This is a genomic window from Bacteroidota bacterium (assembly GCA_017303905.1).
Classification (GTDB): Bacteria; Bacteroidota; Bacteroidia; order B-17B0; family Aurantibacillaceae; genus JAHEYG01.
Genome location: JAFLBH010000003.1, coordinates 42,134 through 63,559 on the forward strand (window position 1 = coordinate 42,134; position 21,426 = coordinate 63,559).

Below are 21,426 nucleotides of genomic sequence, written 5' to 3' on the forward strand. Positions count from 1 at the left end.
AACAATCTTTAAACCATCCTTATATGAGAAAACTTCTACTCCTTTTATTATTGGTTTCAGCGAAATTGGTAATAAGCCAGAATGGTTTTACCACCTACTCTACTGTACTTCCGGCAGGTGCACCACCATCCACTCAAAACTGTATTTATGTAGACAATGCCGGTAAAGTGTGGATTGGATATACTTCAGTTGCCACAGGTGCAGTTGCTTTTGCAGTTTATAATCCTACAACGACTGCCTGGACTTTCTACAATAAAACAAATACGCCTGCTTTACCTTCTAATGTAGTAAAATGTTTTAAAGAGGATAATCTAGGAAATATGTGGATAGGAACCAATTTGGGATTGGTTAAGTATGACGGCGCAAACTTTTACACTTTTACTATTGGCAATGGGTTACCTTCAAATTACATTTACAGTCTTGAATGGGTAAACAATATGCTTTACATAGGTACTTTTAATGGCGGGTTATCAAGGTATGATGGTAGCGTCTTTACAAATTACAATTCCGGTAATTCTCTCTTTCCGATAGGTACAATTCATTCCATAAAAGCCGAGAACCCAAATAAGTTATGGACTATTACTTCAAACCAACTTGTTGAATTCAATATTAACTCAACCTATACATCAACATCATATTCTATATCTGTTGCAACTCCAACGTCAAATATTTTTACTGATGTTTACATAGATGCTTTTGGAAATAAGTGGTTAGCTGGTTTCGATGGGCCAGTTAAATATAACAGCTCTGGTTTTACATATTTCAATAATATGTTTCCTGACCTTCCAAATACATTTAGCAGTGCTGGAAATATCGTAAAAGGCCCGAATAACGGAGCATTAGTTTTAGGCACTTATGACGGAAATTATCCTTATTTAGCAGAGTTCTTGTCAAATAATAAAATAGAATATTATACTCCGCCTTCGAATTTAAAGCCATTAAGATTCTTCTATAATTATTTCGGAAAAATTTATTTCCTAAATTCAATAAACACTGCTTCTACTACCAGTTTCATTGTTTTTGATAAAGCAAATTACTCTGCGATTAAAGCATTCGATCAAAACCCTATTGGGGTTACCAATAACAATTATAAATTCCTCGATATCAACCGCGTTAAGACGGGTATATACAACAGAGGAGATATGTTTTGGGATATTGCAGCCTACGGTACTGCGAATTATTTGGTTCCAACTCCAAATGTATTACCCTATGGGCCAAGCTCTGAATTTGCATCTGCTTTATGGATAGGAGGCTTGGATGCTTCCAATCAATTACACATTGCTGCTCAAACATACCGACAAAGCGGGAATGATTTTTGGCCAGGACCACTTGACACCATCAATGGTGGAGCTGATACATTGAGCGCCTTGAATTATGATCATATCTGGAAAGTGAGTTATACAGATATCAATAATTTTATCACACAATTCAATGCTGGGAATGTACCTCTTACTTATACTCCAACACCTGACATTGTAAACTGGCCCGCGCACGGTACAGGAAACAAAGCTAAAAACTTAGCACCTTTCGTAGATGTTAACGGAGATGGCATTTACAATTGGCAACAAGGGGATTATCCGAAAATTAAAGGCGATCAAACTCTCTATTTCATCTTTAATGATAAACTAGGCAATCATCAGGAGAGCGGCGGTTTACCATTGGGCGTAGAAATTCATTGTATGGCTTACGCTTATGGCTGTCCGAATGTCATCAATGGCCGCAATGAATTAGCCTACACCACTTTTTACGATTATAAAATTCATAACCGCAGTAATAATAATTACCACGATATGTATGTGTCACACTGGAGCGATGCTGATTTAGGAAATTACGTGGATGATTACATTGGAAGCAGCATACACGATAATTTAGGTTTTATTTATAACTCAGATGCAGATGATAGTGGGTTTTCTGGTGCCTCAGGTTATGATTTATATCCACCCGCTTGCGGTCGAACTATTTTAAAAGGTCCGCTTGCCACTTCAGGAGATTTGATTGATAATGATAACGACAGTATCATAGACGAACCGGGGGAACGATGCTTACTAAATGTGTTTAATTATTACAATAACAACATTGGTTCATTTCCTATAGCTACTACAAATCCTTCTAGTCCATATCACATTCATAATTATATGCGAGGCTATTGGAAAGACAGTACCAGTTTTACCTGCGGAGGCAATGCGTTTGGCGGTACAACTCCAACTAAATTTGTGTACCCGTGGATGAATTACCAAAACAACCCTTGTACAACTAACTGGACAGAACTCAGTGCCGGTAACCTTCCCGGAGACCGAAGGTACATAGTAAGCAGCGGTCCGTTTAATTTACCCTCCAAAGGACAAACTGAATTTGAAGTAGCTTTGGTTTGGTCGGTGGATAGTGCTGCAACCAGCAACAGAAACATTGCCAGTGCTAACAAACTGATTCAGGATGCGCGCAAAGTAAGAAGTTTTTACAACGGACCAATTCCGAATTGTTTACAGAAAATTAATATTGGCATAAAAGAAAATGAAAGTATTAATCATTTAATTGGCTTGTACCCAAATCCTGCGCAATCCTATCTGCAAATTTCAAGTGATGTGGAATTAGGAAAATGCGATTACAGTATAATGGATGTAACAGGACGTACCATAAAAACCGGACACCTGAGTGATTTGAGTCAGAGTACCATTAATATTAACGAGTTAAATGCGGGAATTTACTTTTTGAATCTTAACTTTAATAGTAACCAAAAAGCTATTAAAAAGTTTGTGAAGCAATAAACTTAAACCCATGAAAAAATACTTACTCATATTCTTCCTGATTTTTTCGAAATCATTCTTTTCGCAGAATGGTTTTACAAGTTATTCCACATCCATTCCTTCGTCTTCCTCGTTACCATCAAGATGCATTTACGAGGATAATTCCGGTAAAGTTTGGATGGGATATCAGGCTTCATTGTCTGCCTCAGTTATAGTTTCTGTTTATAATACAACTACAACAACCTGGACTATCTATAACAAAACAAACACTCCAAGTCTACCGGCACCAATTTCTGTGAATTGTTTTAAAGAAGATAATTTGGGAAATATGTGGATTGGCACTACGAGAGGTCTGGTAAAATTTGACGGTACTAATTTTACGAATTATACAATTGTGAATGGTTTACCGGATACAGTTATTTATTCGTTAGAATTTAACAGTAACATGTTATTTATCGGAACGAATCGTGGTTTATCCAGATTTGACGGCACCAACTTCACAAATTACAATATCTCGAATGGCTTGTTTCCTACAAATTCAGTTTGGAGTTTACGCGCAGAAAATCCCAATACAATTTGGGCTTGTAACTCCAATAGCATCGTGCAGTTTACGTATAATCCTACATTCACTTCAACGGGTTTTACCACTGCTGTTTCTACAATTACAACAGGTATTAATTTTTCTAATCTTTATATCGATAGCAATGGTGACAAATGGCTAACAAGCAGCTATGGCCCAACGAAATTCAGCGGAGGGATTTTCTCCTACTTCAAAGACTTGTATCCCGACAATAATTATAATGGTTATGGCCAAGGAGGCTTATGTAAAGGTCCAAATGGTGGAGTAATGTATATCGGAGAAAACGCACTAAGTCATGCTTTTTTGGTTGAATTATTACCCGGCAACCGTATAAATTATTTTCACCCTAAAAAAGGAACTAATTTACGAGGTTCACTATTTACAAATGCTTCCGGTAAAATTTTAATTGCATCCCTGCAATCTACCATGTTATATCAAGGAATCATTCATTTTATCAATTTTGATGAAACACTTTATTCGGAATTAGAAGCGTTCAGGAATAATGATTTTATCATTAATCAACATAACGCCAAAAATCTTGACATCAATCAGGTAAAAGCAAAGATTATGAATCGCGGCGACATGCATTGGGACGTTACTGCAGGGAGTCCTATGTATGAAGTACCAAAAGGCAGTGGCGTACATTCTGGTTTGTGCAATTCATTTTGGATTGGTGGTTTAGATGCATCGAATCAGCTCCACTTAGCAGCTCAAAGATACAGAATGAAAGGTTGCGATTTTTGGCCTGGGGCATTGGACACGCTTAACGGTGAAGCCGACACCTTAAACGCGTTTAATTACGATCATATCTGGAAGGTAAGTTATACCGATATCAATAATTTCATTACCCAATTTAATTTGGGTAATGTTCCGCTTAGCTACACACCGACTCCCGACATGGTGAACTGGCCCGCTCACGGAACAGGAAACAAAGCCAAAAACTTAGCCCCCTTTGTGGATGTAAATGGTGACGGTATTTATAACTGGAAACACGGTGACTATCCTAAAATCAAAGGCGACCAAGCCCTCTATTTTATATTCAATGATAAATTGGGCAATCATACAGAGAGCGGAGGTTTACCATTGGGTGTTGAAATCCATTGCATGGCATATGCCTATGGTTGTCCGAACATTATCAATGGCCGCAACGAATTAGCTTATACTACTTTTTACGATTATAAAATTTTTAACCGGAGCAACAATAACTATCACGAGATGTACATTTTAAATTGGAGTGATCCGGATTTGGGGAATTATGTTGATGATTATGTTGGTTGCAGCGTACATGATAATTTGGGATTTGTTTATAATGCAGACACACTGGATGAAACCTATGGTGGTGCATACGGCTATCAAAAATTCACCCCTGCAACCGGACATATTGTATTAAATGGTCCATTGGCAACTGCCGGAGATTTGATTGATAATGATCACGACAGTATCATTGATGAACCCGGAGAAAAATGCTTGATGAGCGCCTTTACTCATTCTACAGGTGGTATTTACCAATTTCCGCCTAATCATTTAAAGTATCCATACAGGTATCATAATTACATGGAGGGTCGCTGGTATGATAGTACAAATTTCACTTGCGGAGGTAATGCCTACGGCGGAACAACACCAACTAAATTTGTTTTCCCATGGATGAATTACCAAAACAATCCGTGTGCGGGCAACTGGTCAGAATCCAGTGCTGGCAATTGGCCATCTGATCGCACTTATCATATAAGCAGCGGTCCTTTTAATTTACCGTCCAAAGGACAAACTGAATTTGAATTGGCTTTGGTTTGGTCGGTGGATAGCGCTGCAACCAGCAACAGAAACATTGCCAGTGTAAACAAACTGATTCAGGATGCGCGTAAAGTAAAAAGCTTTTATAGTGGCGCGATTCCAAACTGTTTACAAAAAGTAAACATCAAGGAAAATGAAAGCATCAAACACTTGATTGATTTGTATCCGAATCCTGCTCAAACTTATATACAAATCAAAAGCGATATTGAGTTTGGAAAATGTACTTACAACATAACAGATGTATTGGGAAGAAACATAAAAAGTGGTCAACTCAATAGTTTAAGTCAAAGTATCATACATATCAACGAACTCAACGCCGGTGTATACTTTTTGAACATTAACTTTAACAGCAATGAGATTGTAGTGAAAAAGTTTGTGAAACAATAAAAGCTGCCACTTATTTAAAATTGTGAGCCACTTATGATTTTCGTTACCTAAAGCCTGATTTTGTTGTAATTTAGTATAAGCTTCCTCAACACATGAAAAAATCTTTATTCATATTCTTCCTGATTTTTTCGAAATCATTCTTTTCGCAAAATGGCTGGAACGCTTATTTAGGCGGTGCCTCGTCTTCATTTCTTACCGGACCCGAAACTTGTATTGCGATTGATAAAAACGGCAACAAATGGATAGGATTTACAAGTTCGCTTGCTTCATCGCCTGCAGCTTTGGCACGCTACGATAAAATTACCGGGTTCTGGACCTATTTCAACACTGCTAATACACCTGTTATTCCCAACAATCGTATTAGCTCCATCGCATGTGATAATACGGGCAATGTGTGGGCAGGCACTTCGGCCGGATTACTGAAATACGACGGTGCCAACTGGACTTGCTATACAACGGCCAATGGATTGCCAACCAACAATATTATTTCACTAGAATGCAATGGTAATAATGTTTATATCGGAACTACAAATGGATTATCCCGCTTAAATGGCGGCGTTTTCACCAATTACAACACTTCCAATGGTTTATTACCAAATGATACGGTTAACTGTATCAAATCACAAAGTGCTACGCAAATATGGCTGGGAAATTACAATCGAATTATTGAAGTTAATTTTAACACAAGTTTTACCAATTCCAGTTATAACATTCACCAAATTCCTTTTGTAACAAACAAGATTAATTGCATTTTCATTGATAACCTCAGTAAAAAATGGTTGGGCACAGTCTCCAAAGGTTTGGTTGAATTTGATAATTCCAACTTTACTCTCGCCTCTTCAACATATTCTGATATCATTGGAGTAAACACACCAACAACTAATTGTCTTGATATATGCCAGGGACCTAATAACGGGCCAATGATTTATGCCACTTGTACAGCTTACGGTCCAAATACCCCCGGCAGTAACTCAACATGGTGTTTATTGGAGTTATTACCTAATACTGAATATAAGGCCTATTATGTCCCAAATAACAATTACACCATTGGCGATTTTTTAGAAAACGATCCGAACGGTGAAATTTATATCTCCAACAAACAACTTGTTCATTTAGGCGGCTTCTTAAAATTTATGTTTTCCTTTAAACCTTCCGATTATAAAACTACTTTTCAGGGGCCGGGACAAGGTGTAACTAATAAAAACTACAAATACCTTGACATTAATCGTGTGCGTGCCGGAATTGCAAACCGGGGCGATATGTTTTGGGACGTAGGTGGAAGTGGAAATGCTAAATACGAAGTTCCAAAAGGAAGCGGCTCAAATGCGGGATTTTGCAATTCATTTTGGATTGGCGGACTCGATGCCTCTAATCAATTACATATTTCGGCTCAAACATACAGACAAAGCGGTTGCGATTTCTGGCCCGGACCATTAGACACAGTGAATGCGCTATGTGACACGAACACTTTTATTAATTATGATAAAATATGGAAAATCAGTTACAACGACATTAATGATTTCAGAACAAACTTTTTGAACGGCAACATTGCCAATAATACGTATACACCAACCATCGATATTATCACATGGCCCGCACATGGTAATGGAAAATATTCACGAAACCTTGCACCGTTTGTAGATATGAATGGAAATGGGATTTATGACCCGTTAACAGGTGGAGATTATCCAAGAATAAAAGGCGATCAAACACTTTATTTCATTTTTAATGATGATTTCGCTCCACACACAGAAGCAAAAGGCGCGCCCATGGGTATTGAAGTACATTGCATGGCTTACGCGTATGGTTGTCCGAATTTTTTAAACGGTAAAAACGAACTAGCCTACACTACTTTTTACAACTATCGTATCATTAACAGAAGTCATCTTAACTACCACAACGTAAAAATCGCTTTGTTTGATGATGTGGATTTAGGAAATTATCTGGATGATTACATGGGCTGCCATGTGAGTTCCAATTTAGGTTTTTCATACAATGCCGACGGAACAGATGAAAATGTTACCGGAATCATTGGTTATGGTAATTACCCTCCCGCTACCGGAAAATGTTTTCTAAAGGGGCCCCCGGCTCCACCGAATGACGGATTAGATAATGACAATGATGGGATGATTGACGAATTGAATGAAGAGAGCCTTTTAGATGAATTTGTTTATTATAATCCAAATATAAATCCTAACCCAACACCTACACACCCTCCTACGGGACCCTATGAATTTTTCAATTACATGAATGCACGTTGGCGTGACAGTTCATATTATACGTGCGGAGGAAATGGTTATGGCGGCACAACGCCAACACGTTTCTTATATCCCTGGACATTTTACAACGGCATGCCGTGCTCTATCTGGTCGGATAATGTAAATCCAAAAGGCGACCGTAGAAATATGATGGCAACAGGTGCTTTTAATCTAAATTCAAAATCTGAAGTTGAATTTGAATTTGCTAAAGTTTGGTCGGTAGATAGCACCAACGCAAATGATAATATTGGCGCGGTGAATAAATTATTGAGTGATGTACAGAAAATAAATACATTTTATAAAAGCGGGACTCAATCCACATGTCTTCCAAACATGGCAATAGGCATTAGCGAAAATCAACTTACCATATTAGAAGTTGAAGTCTATCCTAATCCAACACAAGAAAAACTTCAAATTAAATTAGCCCGTGAAGAAAAATGTGAAATGAGTATTAAGGATGTAATGGGTAAAACGATTTTCAGTAAACGATTTGAAGGTTACTCCACCATTATTGACGTGAAAGATTTATCACAAGGCGTCTACTTTATCCATTTACGGCAAAACGGTGCCCAAGCTGTTAAAAAAATCATTAAGCAATAGTCCGCTTTTTATGTTATGTTTGATTTAAATAAATCAACATGAAAAAAATTGGGATATTAGGTTCAGGTGCTGTAGCAAAAGTATTGGCAACAGGTTTTCTTAAACATGGTTATGAAGTAATGGTTGGCAGCAGAGATGTTAGCAAATTAGCTGAATGGCAACAGAAAAATTCAAACGGAAAAACAGGAAGTTTTAAAGACACAGCGCAATTCGGAGATATAATTGTTTTAGCTGTAAAAGGAAGTGTTGCCAAAGATGTGTTAACTATGATTGGTGTCGAAAACGTGAATGGAAAAACTATTATTGACGCAACCAACCCAATAGATGCCGCGCCTCCGGTAAACGGTGTTATTCAATTTTTCACAGATTTAAAATCATCACTGTTAGAAATTTTACAAACTGCCTATCCCGGTGCAAATTTTGTAAAAGCCTTTAATTCGGTAGGAAGCGCCTTTATGGTTAATCCTGATTTCGGAGGAATAAAACCAAGTATGTTCATTTGCGGTAACAATGAAACCGCGAAAAATGAAGTGAAAACCATTCTCGATAAATTTGGTTGGGAAACAGAAGATATGGGGAAAGCCGAAGCAGCCCGTGCTATTGAACCACTCTGTATCCTTTGGTGCATACCCGGTTTCCTTGAAAATCGCTGGACACATGCCTTTAAACTCCTTAAAAAGTAAAATTTAAATCATTTATTTTCAATAAATTATCCAATTTAACACTTTTTATTTGTTGTAACAAATATTGTTATCACTATATTTGTGGTATGAAAATTGAACAAGCCATAAAGCAAAGTAAGTTTGAAAGTCCGTTTCAGAAAGCTGTGATTAATATTATTTATACTGCCAACTGGTTACGCGATCAACAAACCGAACTATTCAAAAAGCACGATATATTGCCACAACATTACAATGTACTTCGAATCGTAAATGGTAAACATCCTAAATCTGTTTCTCCCGGCGATATTAAAGAGGTAATGCTGGATAAAGGAAATGATGTAACTCGTTTGGTAGATAAATTAGTGAAGATGGATTTATTGAAACGTTCACTTTGCGAAGAAAACCGCCGGAAAATTGACATCAATCTAACTGATAAAGGTGTTAAATTTTTAAAGGAAATAAACGAACCCATGCGCAAACAATATCTGAATATGAAAAAATTTCTGAGTGAAAAAGAAGCTGAAACACTCAGCAACCTATTGGATAAATTACGCGATTAATTTTTTTACCCTAACATTTGTTGCAACAAATATCTAAAACTATGAAAAGAGAAGATTTTATAAAAAAAGGATTACTGGGCGCAGCTTTTACAGCGGCCTCCTCCTCTGCTCTCGCGAAATTATTTGAGAACAACAACGATGAGCTTGAGCCTCTGAATATAATTGGATTTAATCATATACCTAACACAAAACCGGAAATCATGTCAAATACAATCTTACACAAAGCCGATACACGTGGTCACGCTAATCACGGATGGCTTAACTCACACCACACATTTAGTTTCGCAGGTTATTACAATCCCGATCGTATGCACTTTGGTGTGTTACGTGTTTTAAATGATGATACCGTTGCTCCGGGAATGGGCTTCGGAACACATCCGCACGATAACATGGAAATCATTTCCATTCCTCTGGAGGGAGATTTAGAACACAAAGACAGCATGGGTAACACCCAAATTATTAAGCACGGTGACATTCAGGTGATGAGTGCCGGCACAGGTATTACACACAGCGAATACAATAAAAACAAAGATTCAGAAGTGAAGTTTCTTCAAATTTGGGTTTTCCCGAATAAGAAAAACGTTACGCCACGCTATGATCAAATTACCTTAAACGTTAATGACCGACACAATAAATTCCAACAAATACTTTCGCCTAATACAGATGATGAAGGCGTATGGATTCATCAGGATGCATGGTTTTTCTTGGGAAAATTTGACAAAGACAAACAAACGAATTACGCCATCAAACAAAAAAATAATGGCGCCTACTTTTTCATCATCAACGGTGAAGCCAGTATAAACGGACAATTATTAAACAAACGCGATGGCTTCGGTATTTGGAATTCCGACAAAATTGAAATTACTTCTCATTCCGACAATACGGAAATATTAGTAATGGATGTACCAATGATTAAATAAATAAATAATTAACTAATAAAAACAATACGAAATGGAAACAACAAAATGGGCTTTAGACCCAATGCACAGCGAAATTAACTTTAAAGTTAAACACATGATGATTGCCAACGTAAGTGGCAGCTTCAATAAATTTAATGTGGATGCAACTACCGAAGGTCATGATTTCACCAAAGGAAAAATCAATTTTACAGCAGAAACTTCGTCGATCGACACTAACAACGAACAACGTGACGGACATTTACGTTCGGCCGATTTTTTTGACGCTGAAAAATTCCCGCAGCTTAAATTCGAAGGCACATCCATGGAAAAGAAAAGTGACGAAGAATATAAATTAAATGGTAACTTAACCATTAAGGATGTAACAAAACCTGTTTCGTTAAATGTAAACTTTGGTGGAATTGGTAAAGATCCTTATGGAAATACCAAAGCCGGTTTTACCATTGATGGTAAAATTAACCGTAAAGATTTCGGGTTAAACTGGAATGCAGCTTTAGAAGCAGGCGGTGTTTTGGTTGGAGAGGAATTAAAAATCCATTCCGAAATCCAAATGGCAAAAGTTCAATAATTCAATAACACTGCGGAGGAAAAAAACCTTCGCAGTGTTTCAAAAACATTTCATCATGAAAACAAGAAGCATTCATAAAATAATTCCGGCCCGTATGTATAACATGGGCGATTTAAAAGTTCGTCAGCCTCTGCCCTCTCCTGAACTGGATTATCTTGATCCGTTTGTGTTGTTGCATCACGGACACATGATTCATGATGAAAACATACCGCTAAATAAAACAGGTGTTGGTCCGCACCCGCATAAAGGATTCGCTCCGGTTACTTTTCTTTTTACAGGAAGCTTAAACCATCGTGACAGTCGCGGCAATAACAAAACCGTTAGTGCCGGCGGAACACAGTGGATGCACGCAGGAATGGGCATCATTCACAGTGAGCGTCCGCAATCATTAGAGCAAGAGTTAATTCAAATGTGGATTAATTCTCCTGCCAAAAACAAAAACGATCAACCGTACTATCATCCCTTAACAAAGGAGGAAACACCTTCATACACTTCTGAAGACGGAAAAATAACGGTAAATGTTATTACAGGAGTATTGAATGAAGTAAAAGGACCAATTCCAACTTTAACGCCCATTAATTCGGCTACTATTCATGCGCAAGCCGGAGGAAAAATAAAAATTCAACTCCCGCCATCACATAATGCTTTCTTGTACTTATTGGATGGCGCCATTGACATGGAAGGAAAAGAAATTCCCGGAAAAAACTTCATTGCTTTTCATAATGATGGTGATGGCATTGAAATAAATGCCATTGAAGCTACCCGCTTTTTATTAATGAGTGGAGAGCCTATTGGAGAAAAAATCGTAACGCAAGGTCCGTTTGTGATGAACACGGAAATTCAAATTATGGAAGCTTACCGCGATTACCGAATGGGGAAAATGGGTGTTTTGATTGAGGATTAAAATTGCAGTTGATTAACGGTCCACGCTTGTGGTTTATCGTTAAATAAAATTTTGGTGCGCGACCAAACGGAGTTAAATAAATCAGATTCGCGGTATTTTTCAAGAGAAGATTCTTTATCCCAAATACTGTAAGTAAAAAATACATTCGGGTGTAATTGATCTTGCAATAATTCAACGTGACTACAGCCCTCAAATCCTGCAATACGCTGCCAGTTTTCTTTAAATATGGTTTTAAAGTCTTCTACCTTCTCCGGCTGAAAACTCATTTTCACAATGCGCTTAATCATTAAACTCTATGGTTAAATTAAAATCAAACTGACGCCCAACATCGCGCGGATAAAGCATTTTGTAGGCCGACTTACCATTCATGGCAATTTCCAAATAGCCAAAGCCATTAAACAAAACAAGGGCATCCCCCACTTTCACATCATCATACGTTTCAGAGATTTTATTGATGGTAGTACCGGGTAAAACAATTCTAAACTTTCGCTTGCCTAACGCTTTGTAAAATTGTTCTTTCGTGATGTTTAAAATAATATTCCCAAAGTCATCAATATAAATTGATTTACCCTTCATGTTATCAGGGTTGGAAAAACTTGAAAATTGAAATGCTTTGTAATAATCAGATGTTTCAACCCCAATCTCCTCTAATTTTTTTCCTTCACCAATCTGGGCTGCTACATCAATAAATACATTCTTTAAAAAAAAATTATGTTGCGATGGATTTTCAAAATACACTTGATACACTTTTTCTGAAAAACCCTCATCAAGTAATGTGATTAAACCGTTATCCGGACAAACCACAAATTGCTTTTTGTATTGCGTTACCAAATACCGGGTATTATCAATGTTTTGTTGCGCGCCTAATGTTTTACCGCCTGTAATAAATTTTACTCCCACTAAGTGAATAGTACCCTCCGGAAAATAGTCAATTGAGTTTTTCAGGATAAAAGCCGCATCCGAAATATTATTGTCTTTGATGTCGCAACTTAAATCGATAATCTTAACCTCCCTTACTTTTTGAAGTAAACCTGCCTTCACTATCGCCAGATAGGGGTCGCGATAGCCTAAATCGGTGGTTAAAGTTACTATAGGCATAGAGGGTAATTGTTCAAAAATAGCTAATTATTTACCGTGTGTTTTTTATAAAATTGATGTTTGATTAACAGCTTTATAAACATTCTAATTTTTATACTTTGACAGAGAAGATTATTGTACTGGAGAGCATTGAACCGGTTGAGATATATGGGGTTAACGACGTTAAGTTAAACATCATCAAAAAACATTTTCCTAAACTCAAAATCATTGCGCGCGGTTATAGCGTAAAAGTGCTGGGCGAAGAGAATGAAATTCAGAATTTCGAAAAGAAATTGAATCTCTTAATCGATCACTACCATAAAACAGGATTACTGACCGATACGGTGATTGACCGTCTTTTAGGGCCAACCGGAGATAACATCATCGAAAGTCAGGATTTACAAAACGATTTGATTTTGTTTGGGAATAATGGTCTGGTTGTAAAAGCCAAAACCGAAAACCAGCGCAAAATGGTAGCCTCCATTGCTAAAAACGACATGATATTTGCAATTGGTCCTGCTGGTACCGGTAAAACATATACTGCTGTAGCCTTAGCAGTACGTGCCCTAAAAAACAAAGAAGTTAAACGGATTATCTTGACCCGTCCTGCAGTTGAGGCCGGAGAAAATCTTGGCTTTTTACCGGGCGATTTAAAAGAAAAACTCGATCCTTACATGCAGCCATTATATGATGCATTGTCGGATATGGTACCTGGAGATAAACTCAATCAGTACATCGAGAACCGTGTGATTCAAATTGCACCTTTAGCCTTTATGCGCGGTAGAACTTTAGATAACGCGTTTGTCATTTTAGATGAAGCGCAAAACACCACCGAAAGTCAAATGAAAATGTTTTTGACCCGTATGGGGAACAACGCTAAATTCATTATTACTGGTGATGCCACGCAAATAGATTTACCGAGTAAACAACCTTCCGGATTAATTCAGGCCATTCGTTATTTGAAAAAAGTGGAAGGAATTGATTTTATTGAATTAGACAACCGCGATGTGATTCGTCACCGCTTGGTAAGCGCTATCATTCAAAGTTATGAGGGTAATAAATAAAAAATGAATACTTTTATAATCTAATTCCAATACATGAAAGATTTCATACAATCTAAAATAAAGACATCGGTTGATTTAAAAACTTCATTACTTTCCAATGATGCTATTTTAACTGCCATTGAAAATATTGTGAAGGATTCTGTTTCGGCTTATAAACGCGATGGAAAAGTATTATGGTGCGGTAACGGAGGCAGTGCCGCGGATGCACAACACTTAGCAGCTGAATTAAGTGGTAGATTTTATTATGACCGTCCGCCTTTATTTTCGGAAGCTTTACACGTTAATACAAGTTATACAACGGCTGTTGCCAACGATTACAGCTACGATGAAATTTACGCGCGTTTAGTAAAAGCCATGGGCCGTAAAGGAGATGTTTTAATTGGTTTATCTACCAGCGGTAACTCAGGAAATGTGGTGAAAGCTTTACAAGTTGCCAATGAAATAGGAATGGTGACAGTTGGCTTTACAGGAGAAACCGGAGGGAAAATGAAAGATTTATGTAAATATCTGGTAAACATTCCTTCAAAAGATACGCCGCGCATTCAGGAATGCCATATGCTACTCGGACATACAATTTGTGAATTAGTAGAAATGGAATTGTTTCCGAAAAAATAATCAAACAATCATTTGGTAAAAGAAGCCATCATATTAGCCGGCGGGTTTGGAACACGCTTACAAAGCGTAGTCAGTGATTTGCCAAAACCTATGGCTGCAGTAAATAACCAACCCTTCTTAAATTATCAATTAAATTATTTAAAAAAATACGGCGTTACTAGAGTGATTTTATCGGTAGGTTACTTACACGAAAAAATCACCGCGTACTACAAATCGGAATATAACGGTCTGCAAATTGACTACAGTATTGAATCAGAACCTTTAGGTACAGGAGGAGGAATCAGAAAAGCGATAGAGTTATGCAACAATAACACTGTACTTGTTTTAAACGGCGATTCATTTTTTGACATTGATCTTCACTCCTTCTCCAATCATCACATAACTTTCAATGCCGATTGCACATTGGCATTACGTGAAGTTGAAAATGCTTCTCGTTATGGAACCATCGAGTTATCACCCGGCGAAGGTAACAGGGGAAGAAAAATAATCTCGTTTAAAGAAAAAAATAATTCTCCGGGAAAAGGCACCATAAACGGTGGGGTTTATTTATTGAATAAAAGTACTTACCTGCAAAAAACGCCCGCCAATAAGAACTTTTCCATCGAAAAAGATTTCTTCGAAACCAAATTACAAGAGTTAAACATCTTCGGCTGTATTTATAATAATTACTTCATTGATATTGGCATTCCGGAAGATTACGCAAAAGCACAACATGACTTTAAAGAACTTAAATATTGATAAAAGCTGGACCTTGTTTTTAGATCGTGATGGAGTGATTAATAAAAAACTTGAGAACGATTACGTAAAACATTGGATAGAATTTGAGTTTCTGGAGGGAGTCATCGACGCTTTAAAATCATTAAACACTCGCTTCGGAACTATCGTTGTTGTAACCAATCAGCAAGGCATTGGAAAAGGTTTATATCGTACCGAAGATCTGGAACTCATTCATAAAAACATGATTTATGAAATTGAATATTTAGGCGGACGCATTGATAAAGTTTATTTTTCGCCTTATTTGAATTCAGAAAATCATCCAACACGCAAACCCGGAATTGGTATGGCATTAGCAGCTAAAAACGATTTTCCGAGTATTGATTTTACGAAATCCATCATCGTTGGTGATAGTTTAAGTGATATGGAATTTGGTAGAAATGCCGGCATGAAAACCGCTTTCATTTCCGAGGATAAAACAAACGATGCAAGAATAGATTTTCAGTTTTCTTCATTAGCTGAATTTAATAATGCCTTAATATAAATGAAGATTTCCATTATAACCGTAACCTACAACAGCGCGGCAACGCTCGAAGAGACAATTTTATCGGTTATAAACCAAACCTATCAAAACATAGAGTACATCATTGTGGATGGGAAATCAACAGATTCTACACTCTCCATTATTGACAAATATAAAAACCGTATTGCGAAATTTATTTCTGAAAAAGACCATGGCATCTACGACGCATTGAACAAAGGAATTAGTATGGCTTCCGGAGATGTTGTTGGCATTCTGCATTCGGATGATTTTTATACGTCCAATGAAGTGCTTCAGAAAATTGCAGAACGTTTCAATAAAGATAATTGTGAGGCTTTATATGGCGATTTGCTCTATGTGTCAAAAGACAACACAGACAAAATTATACGCAAATGGAGAGCGGGAGAATTCAAATCAAATTCATTTCTTTTCGGCTGGATGCCTCCTCACCCCACCTTCTTTGTAAAAAAAGAAGTTTACGAAAAACACAAAGCCTTTAATCTTGATTTTAAAACTTCCGCCGATTATGAGCTGATGCTTCGTCTGCTTTACAAGCACAAAATAAAAACTTCATACCTGCCTGAATTCATCGTTAAAATGCGCATGGGCGGACAAAGCAACGTAAGCACAAAAAACCGTATTATCGCTAATCTCGAAGACCGTAAAGCATGGGAAGTAAACGGAATAAAACCTTATTTCTTTACTTTATTTTTCAAACCGCTAAGGAAACTTTCGCAGTTTTTATAAAATAAAAAAGGCGAAGATTTTTCTTCGCCTTAATTACAACTCAAAAAATATCTATCTGAATAAGCTTAGGGATCCTTGCTTTTCAATCACTTTATCATCAAAGCCTGTAGCTTTTACGAAGTAGAAATAAGTTCCAGCTGAAGCTTCGTTACCAGGACCCATCATTCCATCCCACGCTGCTTTTGCACCGGTGAACTCATACATCTTCTGACCCCAACGGTTAAAGATTTGTAATGAGATTTCTTTTACTCCGGAAGATTTGATGGTAAACACATCGTTTACGCCATCGTTATTAGGTGTAAATACATTCGGAATTTCGATACTTAGTCCTTCGTCAACAATAATCACCATACTTGCCGTGTCGCTGCAAGAACCGGATGAAGCAATTAATGTTACGGTATAAGTTCCCCAAACATTAAACACTTGTGTAGGATTTGTTAAAGTAGAAGTACCAAACGGACCGAAGTTCCAGTTATAATTGATGGCTCCGGTACTTTGATTTGTAAAGTTAACCGTTAATGGATTTATACCCTGAGTTACGTCAGCAGTAAATGACGCTGTCGGAACTCCGTTAATAACAGCAACAGTACTTGTTGCCGTACAACCTGTTGTTGGATTGGTAACTGTTACAGTATAAATACCCGGCTGGTCAATAACCGGAGTTGCCGTATTTGAACCGGAAATAATACTTGGTCCGCCCCATGCATAAACCACTGTTGAAGGTGTAGCAGATGCATTTAAAGTTAAAGTTGTTGTAGTTGAAGAACAAGGTAAAACCACCGAAGCAGCTGTATTGATTGTTGGCGTTACAACACTATTATCTACGGTGTATTGTACCGCAACAGAACAAGAAGTGGAAACATCAGTTACTATTACAGTATAAACACCCGGAGCGGTAACTGAAATTGTTTCAGTAGTAGCGGATGTAGACCAATTATACGTTACGCCCGTACTTGGTGTAGCATTTGCAGTTAATACAATAGTTGAAGTAGAAGGTGTACATCCAATTCCAATAGAAGATGTTGATGTAACACTTAATGTTGGAGGGGTTGATGTTCCTACTACAGGAATCGTAATTGCTGTTGACGTACATCCGGTTAAGGTATTGGTTACGGTGACGCTGTAATTTCCATTTTGATTTACTGTAACACTTGCATCATTAGCAGTACCTACTATACCAGGACCAGTCCAAGTATAAGTTAATCCGGCAGAAGGACTAAATGTAGGGGCAATCACTACCGAAGGATTTAAACAAGAAATTGCAGAAGCTGTTCCTGTTCCTGCTACAACTGAAGGTGCAAGAGTTGCATCTGAAACACTTACAATCGCATTTGAAATACAACCGTTATTAGCAGTGATTACACCTGTATAGGTTCCTGCTGCAGTAAATGTAACAACGCTTGATGTTGAAGATCCGGAAATACCCGAAGCCGGTGTCCAAGAATAAGAAGTAATTGGTACAGTAGAAGTAATCGCCACACTTACTGTTGGATTACTGCTTAAACAAGTAATGCTTGGACTAGAATTACTTAATGTAAATGTAGGGGCGTCCGTGTTCGGAACAACTGTAGCTTCAGCTGCCGCGGAAGGACAACCGTTAGAACCTGCAACAATTACACTATATGTACCTGAACCGGAAATGCCGGCATTAGCCGTATTTGTTCCACTAATAATAGAGCCTCCTGAAGGAGCAATCCATGTGTAAGTGGTAGCACCGGTTGCTGTTGCTGTAAGCACAGTGGTTGGCGTAGCACAAGACAGCGTGAAAGTGGAAGGGTTAATAGCTACACCCGTTGGGGTTGCAGTATTAGTAGCTACAGAAACTGTTCCGGTACCTACACAACCATTTGATGTATTCGTAACAGTTACTGTATACAATCCGCCTAAACTTGCAGTTGCAGAAGATAATGTATTTGTTCCAACTACACCCGGGCCCGACCAATTATAGGTGTAAGAACCGGAACCGGCTGTTGTACTAATGTTAGCTGTTGTGGTTAAACAGGTGATTGTTGTAGATGCGGTAGTAGTAGGAGTTACGGCTGCATTATCAGCAGTAACACTATTTGTAATTGTAACCGAACAAGAGTTTGAAGTATTTAATAATACAAGCGAATATGTACCACCTGCATTTACGACAATTGTAGGAGTTGTGGCACCTGATACTATTCCTGTTCCTGTCCAGTTATAAGTAACAGGAGAAGAAGTTGAAGTTGCCACTACCTGAACCGTGGTTGTTGAACAAGTAATGGTTCCTGTATTTACCACTGTCGCTGAAGGAATAGAGCTGTTTGGCACTACTGTTGCAACCTGAGGTGTTGAAGGGCATCCATTCGCTGGGTTAGTAGCAATGTAAGTGTATGTACCCGGCGCACAGGCTGTAGCGATATAAGAGTTTGCACCTGCACAAACTCCACCTGTCCAAACAACGGTACAAGATGATGGGTTTGCACTTCCAATTAAAGTAACCGAAGGGCTTGCACACGTAATTGTTTGTGTTGCCACCGGCGTAATTGTTGGCGCAATTGTATTGTTTGAAACAGAAGTACTAATTGAAGCAGTACAACTGTTCGCTGTACTCTGAACTAATAATGTATAAGTTCCGGACTGATTTACGTTTACTGTTTGCTGATTAGATGCGCCAACAATTCCGGAACCTGTCCAAGTATATAATACACCGGAAGCAGGGCTACCATTTAAAGTAACCAAAGTGTTCGTACAAGTAATGGTAGGATTATTCGTTACTGAAGGGGTTGGAGCTGTTGTATTTGAATTAGCAACAACTGTTGTAGCAGTAGAGCAACCGTTAGTTGGATTTGTTATGGTAACAGAATAGGTTCCTGCTCCCGATCCAGTAGCGTTTTGTGAAGTTGCTCCTGAGGTGATAGATGAGCCTAATGGTGCGGTCCAGCTATAAGACATCGCTGCCGGAGAAGAACTTAAATTAATTGCTGTTGACGCGCAAGTTACAGTTCCGGTTGTAGATGCTGAAACTGGAGATGGTGTTACTGTATTAATGTTTGCTGTTACAGTTGCTGTACGTGAACATCCGTTTATTGGATCACGAACTGTTACAGTATATGTACCGCTTCCGTTACCTACTGCATTCTGAGAGTTTGTACCTGATGAAATAGAACTTCCAGCGGGTGCGGTCCAGGTATAATTCATACCGGCAGGCGCAGACGTTAAGTTAATGGTTGTTGTCGCACAAGTAACAGAACCGGTTGTACCTGCAGAAGATGAAGGTTGAACTGTGTTAATATTCGCTGCTACAGTTGCAGTTGCGGAACAACCGTTATTGGTATCTACAACTCTAATCGTATAAGTACCAACTCCGTTACCAACCGCATTTTGCGAGTTAGTACCTGAAGAGATGGAGCTTCCACCCGGAGCAGTCCATGTATAAGTCATACCGGCAGGACTTCCATTTAAATTGATTGTTGTAGTTGCACAGGTTACAGAACCGCTTGTAGCTGCAGCCGCAGCCGGCGCAGTAGTATTTTGAATAACAGCAACAGTTGATGCGGCTGAAATACAAGAAGCGGTGGTAACTGTTAAACTGTATGTACCAGGGCTGCTAACCGTTGGGTTTTGTAAGTTAGAAGAAAATGCGCCAGGACCTGTCCATGTATATGTTGTTCCTCCTGTTCCATTTATGATTGTTGTTGTTTGAACACAATTAATAGTTTTTGTTGAGCCTGCATTTGCAGTAGGTGTTGTATTTACAGTAATATTTCTTACTTGTGATGCTCCACAAGTTGCACTTATTCCTACAGAGTAAGTTACAGGAAATGTTCCGGCTCCTGAAGTACCAGGACAAAACTGATTCGAACTAACACCTGTACCACTAAATGTTCCGCCTGCCGTACCCGAAACCTGTGGATTTAAATTTAAACAACCAAATGCAGTACATTGAACCGTTGGTGTAGTCCAGGCAGCATTATATGGATTACCAACAACTACAGTTTGTGTTGCTGTTATAATCGGACATGCTGCATTTTGTGTATTGAAAGTATATGTTATAGTATATGTTCCCGCCGGCATAACCGAAGGGGTTATCGCTGCATAACCATCGCCGAAGTTAGTAATAGCACCTGCAATAGCAGGACTAATTGCAAAAGATGCAGTACCAATAGGACTATTAGCCGGAATGGTTACAGTTTGACAACCTAAAGTATTTGTAGTCCAGACACCGGTTGCTAAAGCAGCATTATCATAACAGCTGGAAACAGTATAGTTCATATTTGGAGTCCATGCAATCACATTACAAATCACATATTGGTGATTCAGTGTAGGATCCATATAAGAAGCAAACAACTGATAATTTGAATTATTAGGCATAGGTCCAATATTGGCAGTACAGGTTCCTACAGGCCCGGTACAACCAATCAGGTTCCCATTTTCATATAATGTAATTGAATTATCAGTTGAAGAAAAAGCATTGGTAGGATTAACCCGGAAGCGAATACATGGCGTGTTGTATTGATTAGTAGGACTCCCCCCACCTGGCTGATTCACTCTAATATAATACGGCCCTGTATTACAAGACATGCTAAAGCTTGGTACTGTAGCAAATGAACTGTTATACATCGTGAAATTTAACGCGCCCGTATACAAGTTAACACACTGTGAAAATACTGAGTTGAAACTCAGAACCACCATCAAAACACTTAAGTAAAAATATTTTTTCATGTTAAATT

Annotated in this window: 16 protein-coding genes; 13 read left to right on the plus strand and 3 right to left on the minus strand. The window is 38.2% G+C overall.

Features of this window, described 5'->3' with window-relative positions; all coding sequences use genetic code 11:
• The first annotated feature begins 23 nt into the window (after nt 1–23).
• From J0L69_10965 to J0L69_11000, 8 genes are all read left to right on the plus strand, one after another.
• Nucleotides 24–2,765, plus strand: a complete 2,742-nt coding sequence (locus J0L69_10965) for a T9SS type A sorting domain-containing protein (GenBank protein ID MBN8693709.1) — start codon at nt 24–26, stop codon at nt 2,763–2,765.
• Nucleotides 2,766–2,775: 10 nt separating this feature from the next.
• Entirely contained in the window at nt 2,776–5,502 is a 2,727-nt protein-coding gene (locus J0L69_10970; GenBank protein ID MBN8693710.1) for a T9SS type A sorting domain-containing protein, read from the plus strand.
• A gap of 92 nt (nt 5,503–5,594) precedes the next feature.
• Nucleotides 5,595–8,360: a T9SS type A sorting domain-containing protein gene (locus J0L69_10975; protein MBN8693711.1), complete on the plus strand. Its 2,766-nt coding sequence runs from the start codon at nt 5,595–5,597 to the stop codon at nt 8,358–8,360.
• A gap of 32 nt (nt 8,361–8,392) precedes the next feature.
• Complete coding sequence (locus J0L69_10980; GenBank protein ID MBN8693712.1) at nt 8,393–9,043, plus strand: NAD(P)-binding domain-containing protein; 651 nt, start codon at nt 8,393–8,395, stop codon at nt 9,041–9,043.
• A gap of 86 nt (nt 9,044–9,129) precedes the next feature.
• The gene (locus tag J0L69_10985) at nt 9,130–9,582 is read left to right on the plus strand and encodes a winged helix DNA-binding protein (GenBank protein MBN8693713.1); all 453 of its coding nucleotides are present in this window, start codon (nt 9,130–9,132) and stop codon (nt 9,580–9,582) included.
• Nucleotides 9,583–9,623: 41 nt separating this feature from the next.
• Nucleotides 9,624–10,502 (plus strand): pirin family protein, encoded by an 879-nt coding sequence (locus J0L69_10990; GenBank protein ID MBN8693714.1) that lies wholly within the window; start codon nt 9,624–9,626, stop codon nt 10,500–10,502.
• A gap of 31 nt (nt 10,503–10,533) precedes the next feature.
• The gene (locus J0L69_10995) at nt 10,534–11,067 is read left to right on the plus strand and encodes a YceI family protein (protein MBN8693715.1); all 534 of its coding nucleotides are present in this window, start codon (nt 10,534–10,536) and stop codon (nt 11,065–11,067) included.
• A 55-nt stretch (nt 11,068–11,122) separates the two neighbouring features.
• Nucleotides 11,123–11,971 (plus strand): pirin family protein, encoded by an 849-nt coding sequence (locus J0L69_11000; GenBank protein MBN8693716.1) that lies wholly within the window; start codon nt 11,123–11,125, stop codon nt 11,969–11,971.
• On the opposite strand, the gene J0L69_11005 is transcribed toward J0L69_11000, so the two are convergent.
• Nucleotides 11,968–12,258: an antibiotic biosynthesis monooxygenase gene (locus tag J0L69_11005; GenBank protein MBN8693717.1), complete on the minus strand. Its 291-nt coding sequence runs from the start codon at nt 12,256–12,258 to the stop codon at nt 11,968–11,970. The genes J0L69_11000 and J0L69_11005 overlap by 4 nt on opposite strands.
• A complete protein-coding gene (locus J0L69_11010; GenBank protein MBN8693718.1) occupies nt 12,251–13,069 on the minus strand; it encodes an SAM-dependent chlorinase/fluorinase in 819 nt (272 codons plus the stop codon). Before J0L69_11010 ends, J0L69_11005 begins: the two co-directional genes overlap by 8 nt.
• Before the next feature lie 98 nt (nt 13,070–13,167).
• On the opposite strand from J0L69_11010, the gene J0L69_11015 reads away from it, so the two are divergent.
• The 5 genes from J0L69_11015 to J0L69_11035 are packed head-to-tail and all read left to right on the plus strand — an operon-like array spanning nt 13,168 to nt 16,729.
• Complete coding sequence (locus J0L69_11015) at nt 13,168–14,112, plus strand: PhoH family protein (protein MBN8693719.1); 945 nt, start codon at nt 13,168–13,170, stop codon at nt 14,110–14,112.
• Nucleotides 14,113–14,145: 33 nt separating this feature from the next.
• Entirely contained in the window at nt 14,146–14,727 is a 582-nt protein-coding gene (locus J0L69_11020; protein MBN8693720.1) for a D-sedoheptulose 7-phosphate isomerase, read from the plus strand.
• 12 nt (nt 14,728–14,739) lie between these two features.
• A complete protein-coding gene (locus tag J0L69_11025) occupies nt 14,740–15,465 on the plus strand; it encodes a nucleotidyltransferase family protein (GenBank protein MBN8693721.1) in 726 nt (241 codons plus the stop codon).
• Nucleotides 15,440–15,985, plus strand: a complete 546-nt coding sequence (locus tag J0L69_11030; GenBank protein MBN8693722.1) for an HAD family hydrolase — start codon at nt 15,440–15,442, stop codon at nt 15,983–15,985. The genes J0L69_11025 and J0L69_11030 overlap by 26 nt, the downstream gene beginning before the upstream one ends.
• Nucleotides 15,986–16,729: a glycosyltransferase gene (locus J0L69_11035; protein ID MBN8693723.1), complete on the plus strand. Its 744-nt coding sequence runs from the start codon at nt 15,986–15,988 to the stop codon at nt 16,727–16,729.
• 51 nt (nt 16,730–16,780) lie between these two features.
• Here J0L69_11035 and J0L69_11040 read toward each other — a convergent pair whose 3' ends face one another.
• Entirely contained in the window at nt 16,781–21,418 is a 4,638-nt protein-coding gene (locus J0L69_11040) for a gliding motility-associated C-terminal domain-containing protein (protein MBN8693724.1), read from the minus strand.
• Between the last annotated feature and the right edge of the window lie 8 nt (nt 21,419–21,426).

Excerpts from the sequence above, each read along its gene's own strand:
- J0L69_10965 (MBN8693709.1), top strand. The coding sequence starts at position 24 with ATGAGAAAACTTCTACTCCTTTTATTATTGGTTTCAGCGAAATTGGTA.
- J0L69_10970 (MBN8693710.1), top strand. The coding sequence starts at position 2,776 with ATGAAAAAATACTTACTCATATTCTTCCTGATTTTTTCGAAATCATTC.
- J0L69_10975 (MBN8693711.1), top strand. The coding sequence starts at position 5,595 with ATGAAAAAATCTTTATTCATATTCTTCCTGATTTTTTCGAAATCATTC.
- J0L69_10985 (MBN8693713.1), top strand. The coding sequence starts at position 9,130 with ATGAAAATTGAACAAGCCATAAAGCAAAGTAAGTTTGAAAGTCCGTTT.
- J0L69_10990 (MBN8693714.1), top strand. The coding sequence starts at position 9,624 with ATGAAAAGAGAAGATTTTATAAAAAAAGGATTACTGGGCGCAGCTTTT.
- J0L69_10995 (MBN8693715.1), top strand. The coding sequence starts at position 10,534 with ATGGAAACAACAAAATGGGCTTTAGACCCAATGCACAGCGAAATTAAC.
- J0L69_11000 (MBN8693716.1), top strand. The coding sequence starts at position 11,123 with ATGAAAACAAGAAGCATTCATAAAATAATTCCGGCCCGTATGTATAAC.
- J0L69_11005 (MBN8693717.1), bottom strand. The coding sequence starts at position 12,258 with ATGATTAAGCGCATTGTGAAAATGAGTTTTCAGCCGGAGAAGGTAGAA.
- J0L69_11010 (MBN8693718.1), bottom strand. The coding sequence starts at position 13,069 with ATGCCTATAGTAACTTTAACCACCGATTTAGGCTATCGCGACCCCTAT.
- J0L69_11020 (MBN8693720.1), top strand. The coding sequence starts at position 14,146 with ATGAAAGATTTCATACAATCTAAAATAAAGACATCGGTTGATTTAAAA.
- J0L69_11030 (MBN8693722.1), top strand. The coding sequence starts at position 15,440 with ATGACTTTAAAGAACTTAAATATTGATAAAAGCTGGACCTTGTTTTTA.
- J0L69_11035 (MBN8693723.1), top strand. The coding sequence starts at position 15,986 with ATGAAGATTTCCATTATAACCGTAACCTACAACAGCGCGGCAACGCTC.
- J0L69_11040 (MBN8693724.1), bottom strand. The coding sequence starts at position 21,418 with ATGAAAAAATATTTTTACTTAAGTGTTTTGATGGTGGTTCTGAGTTTC.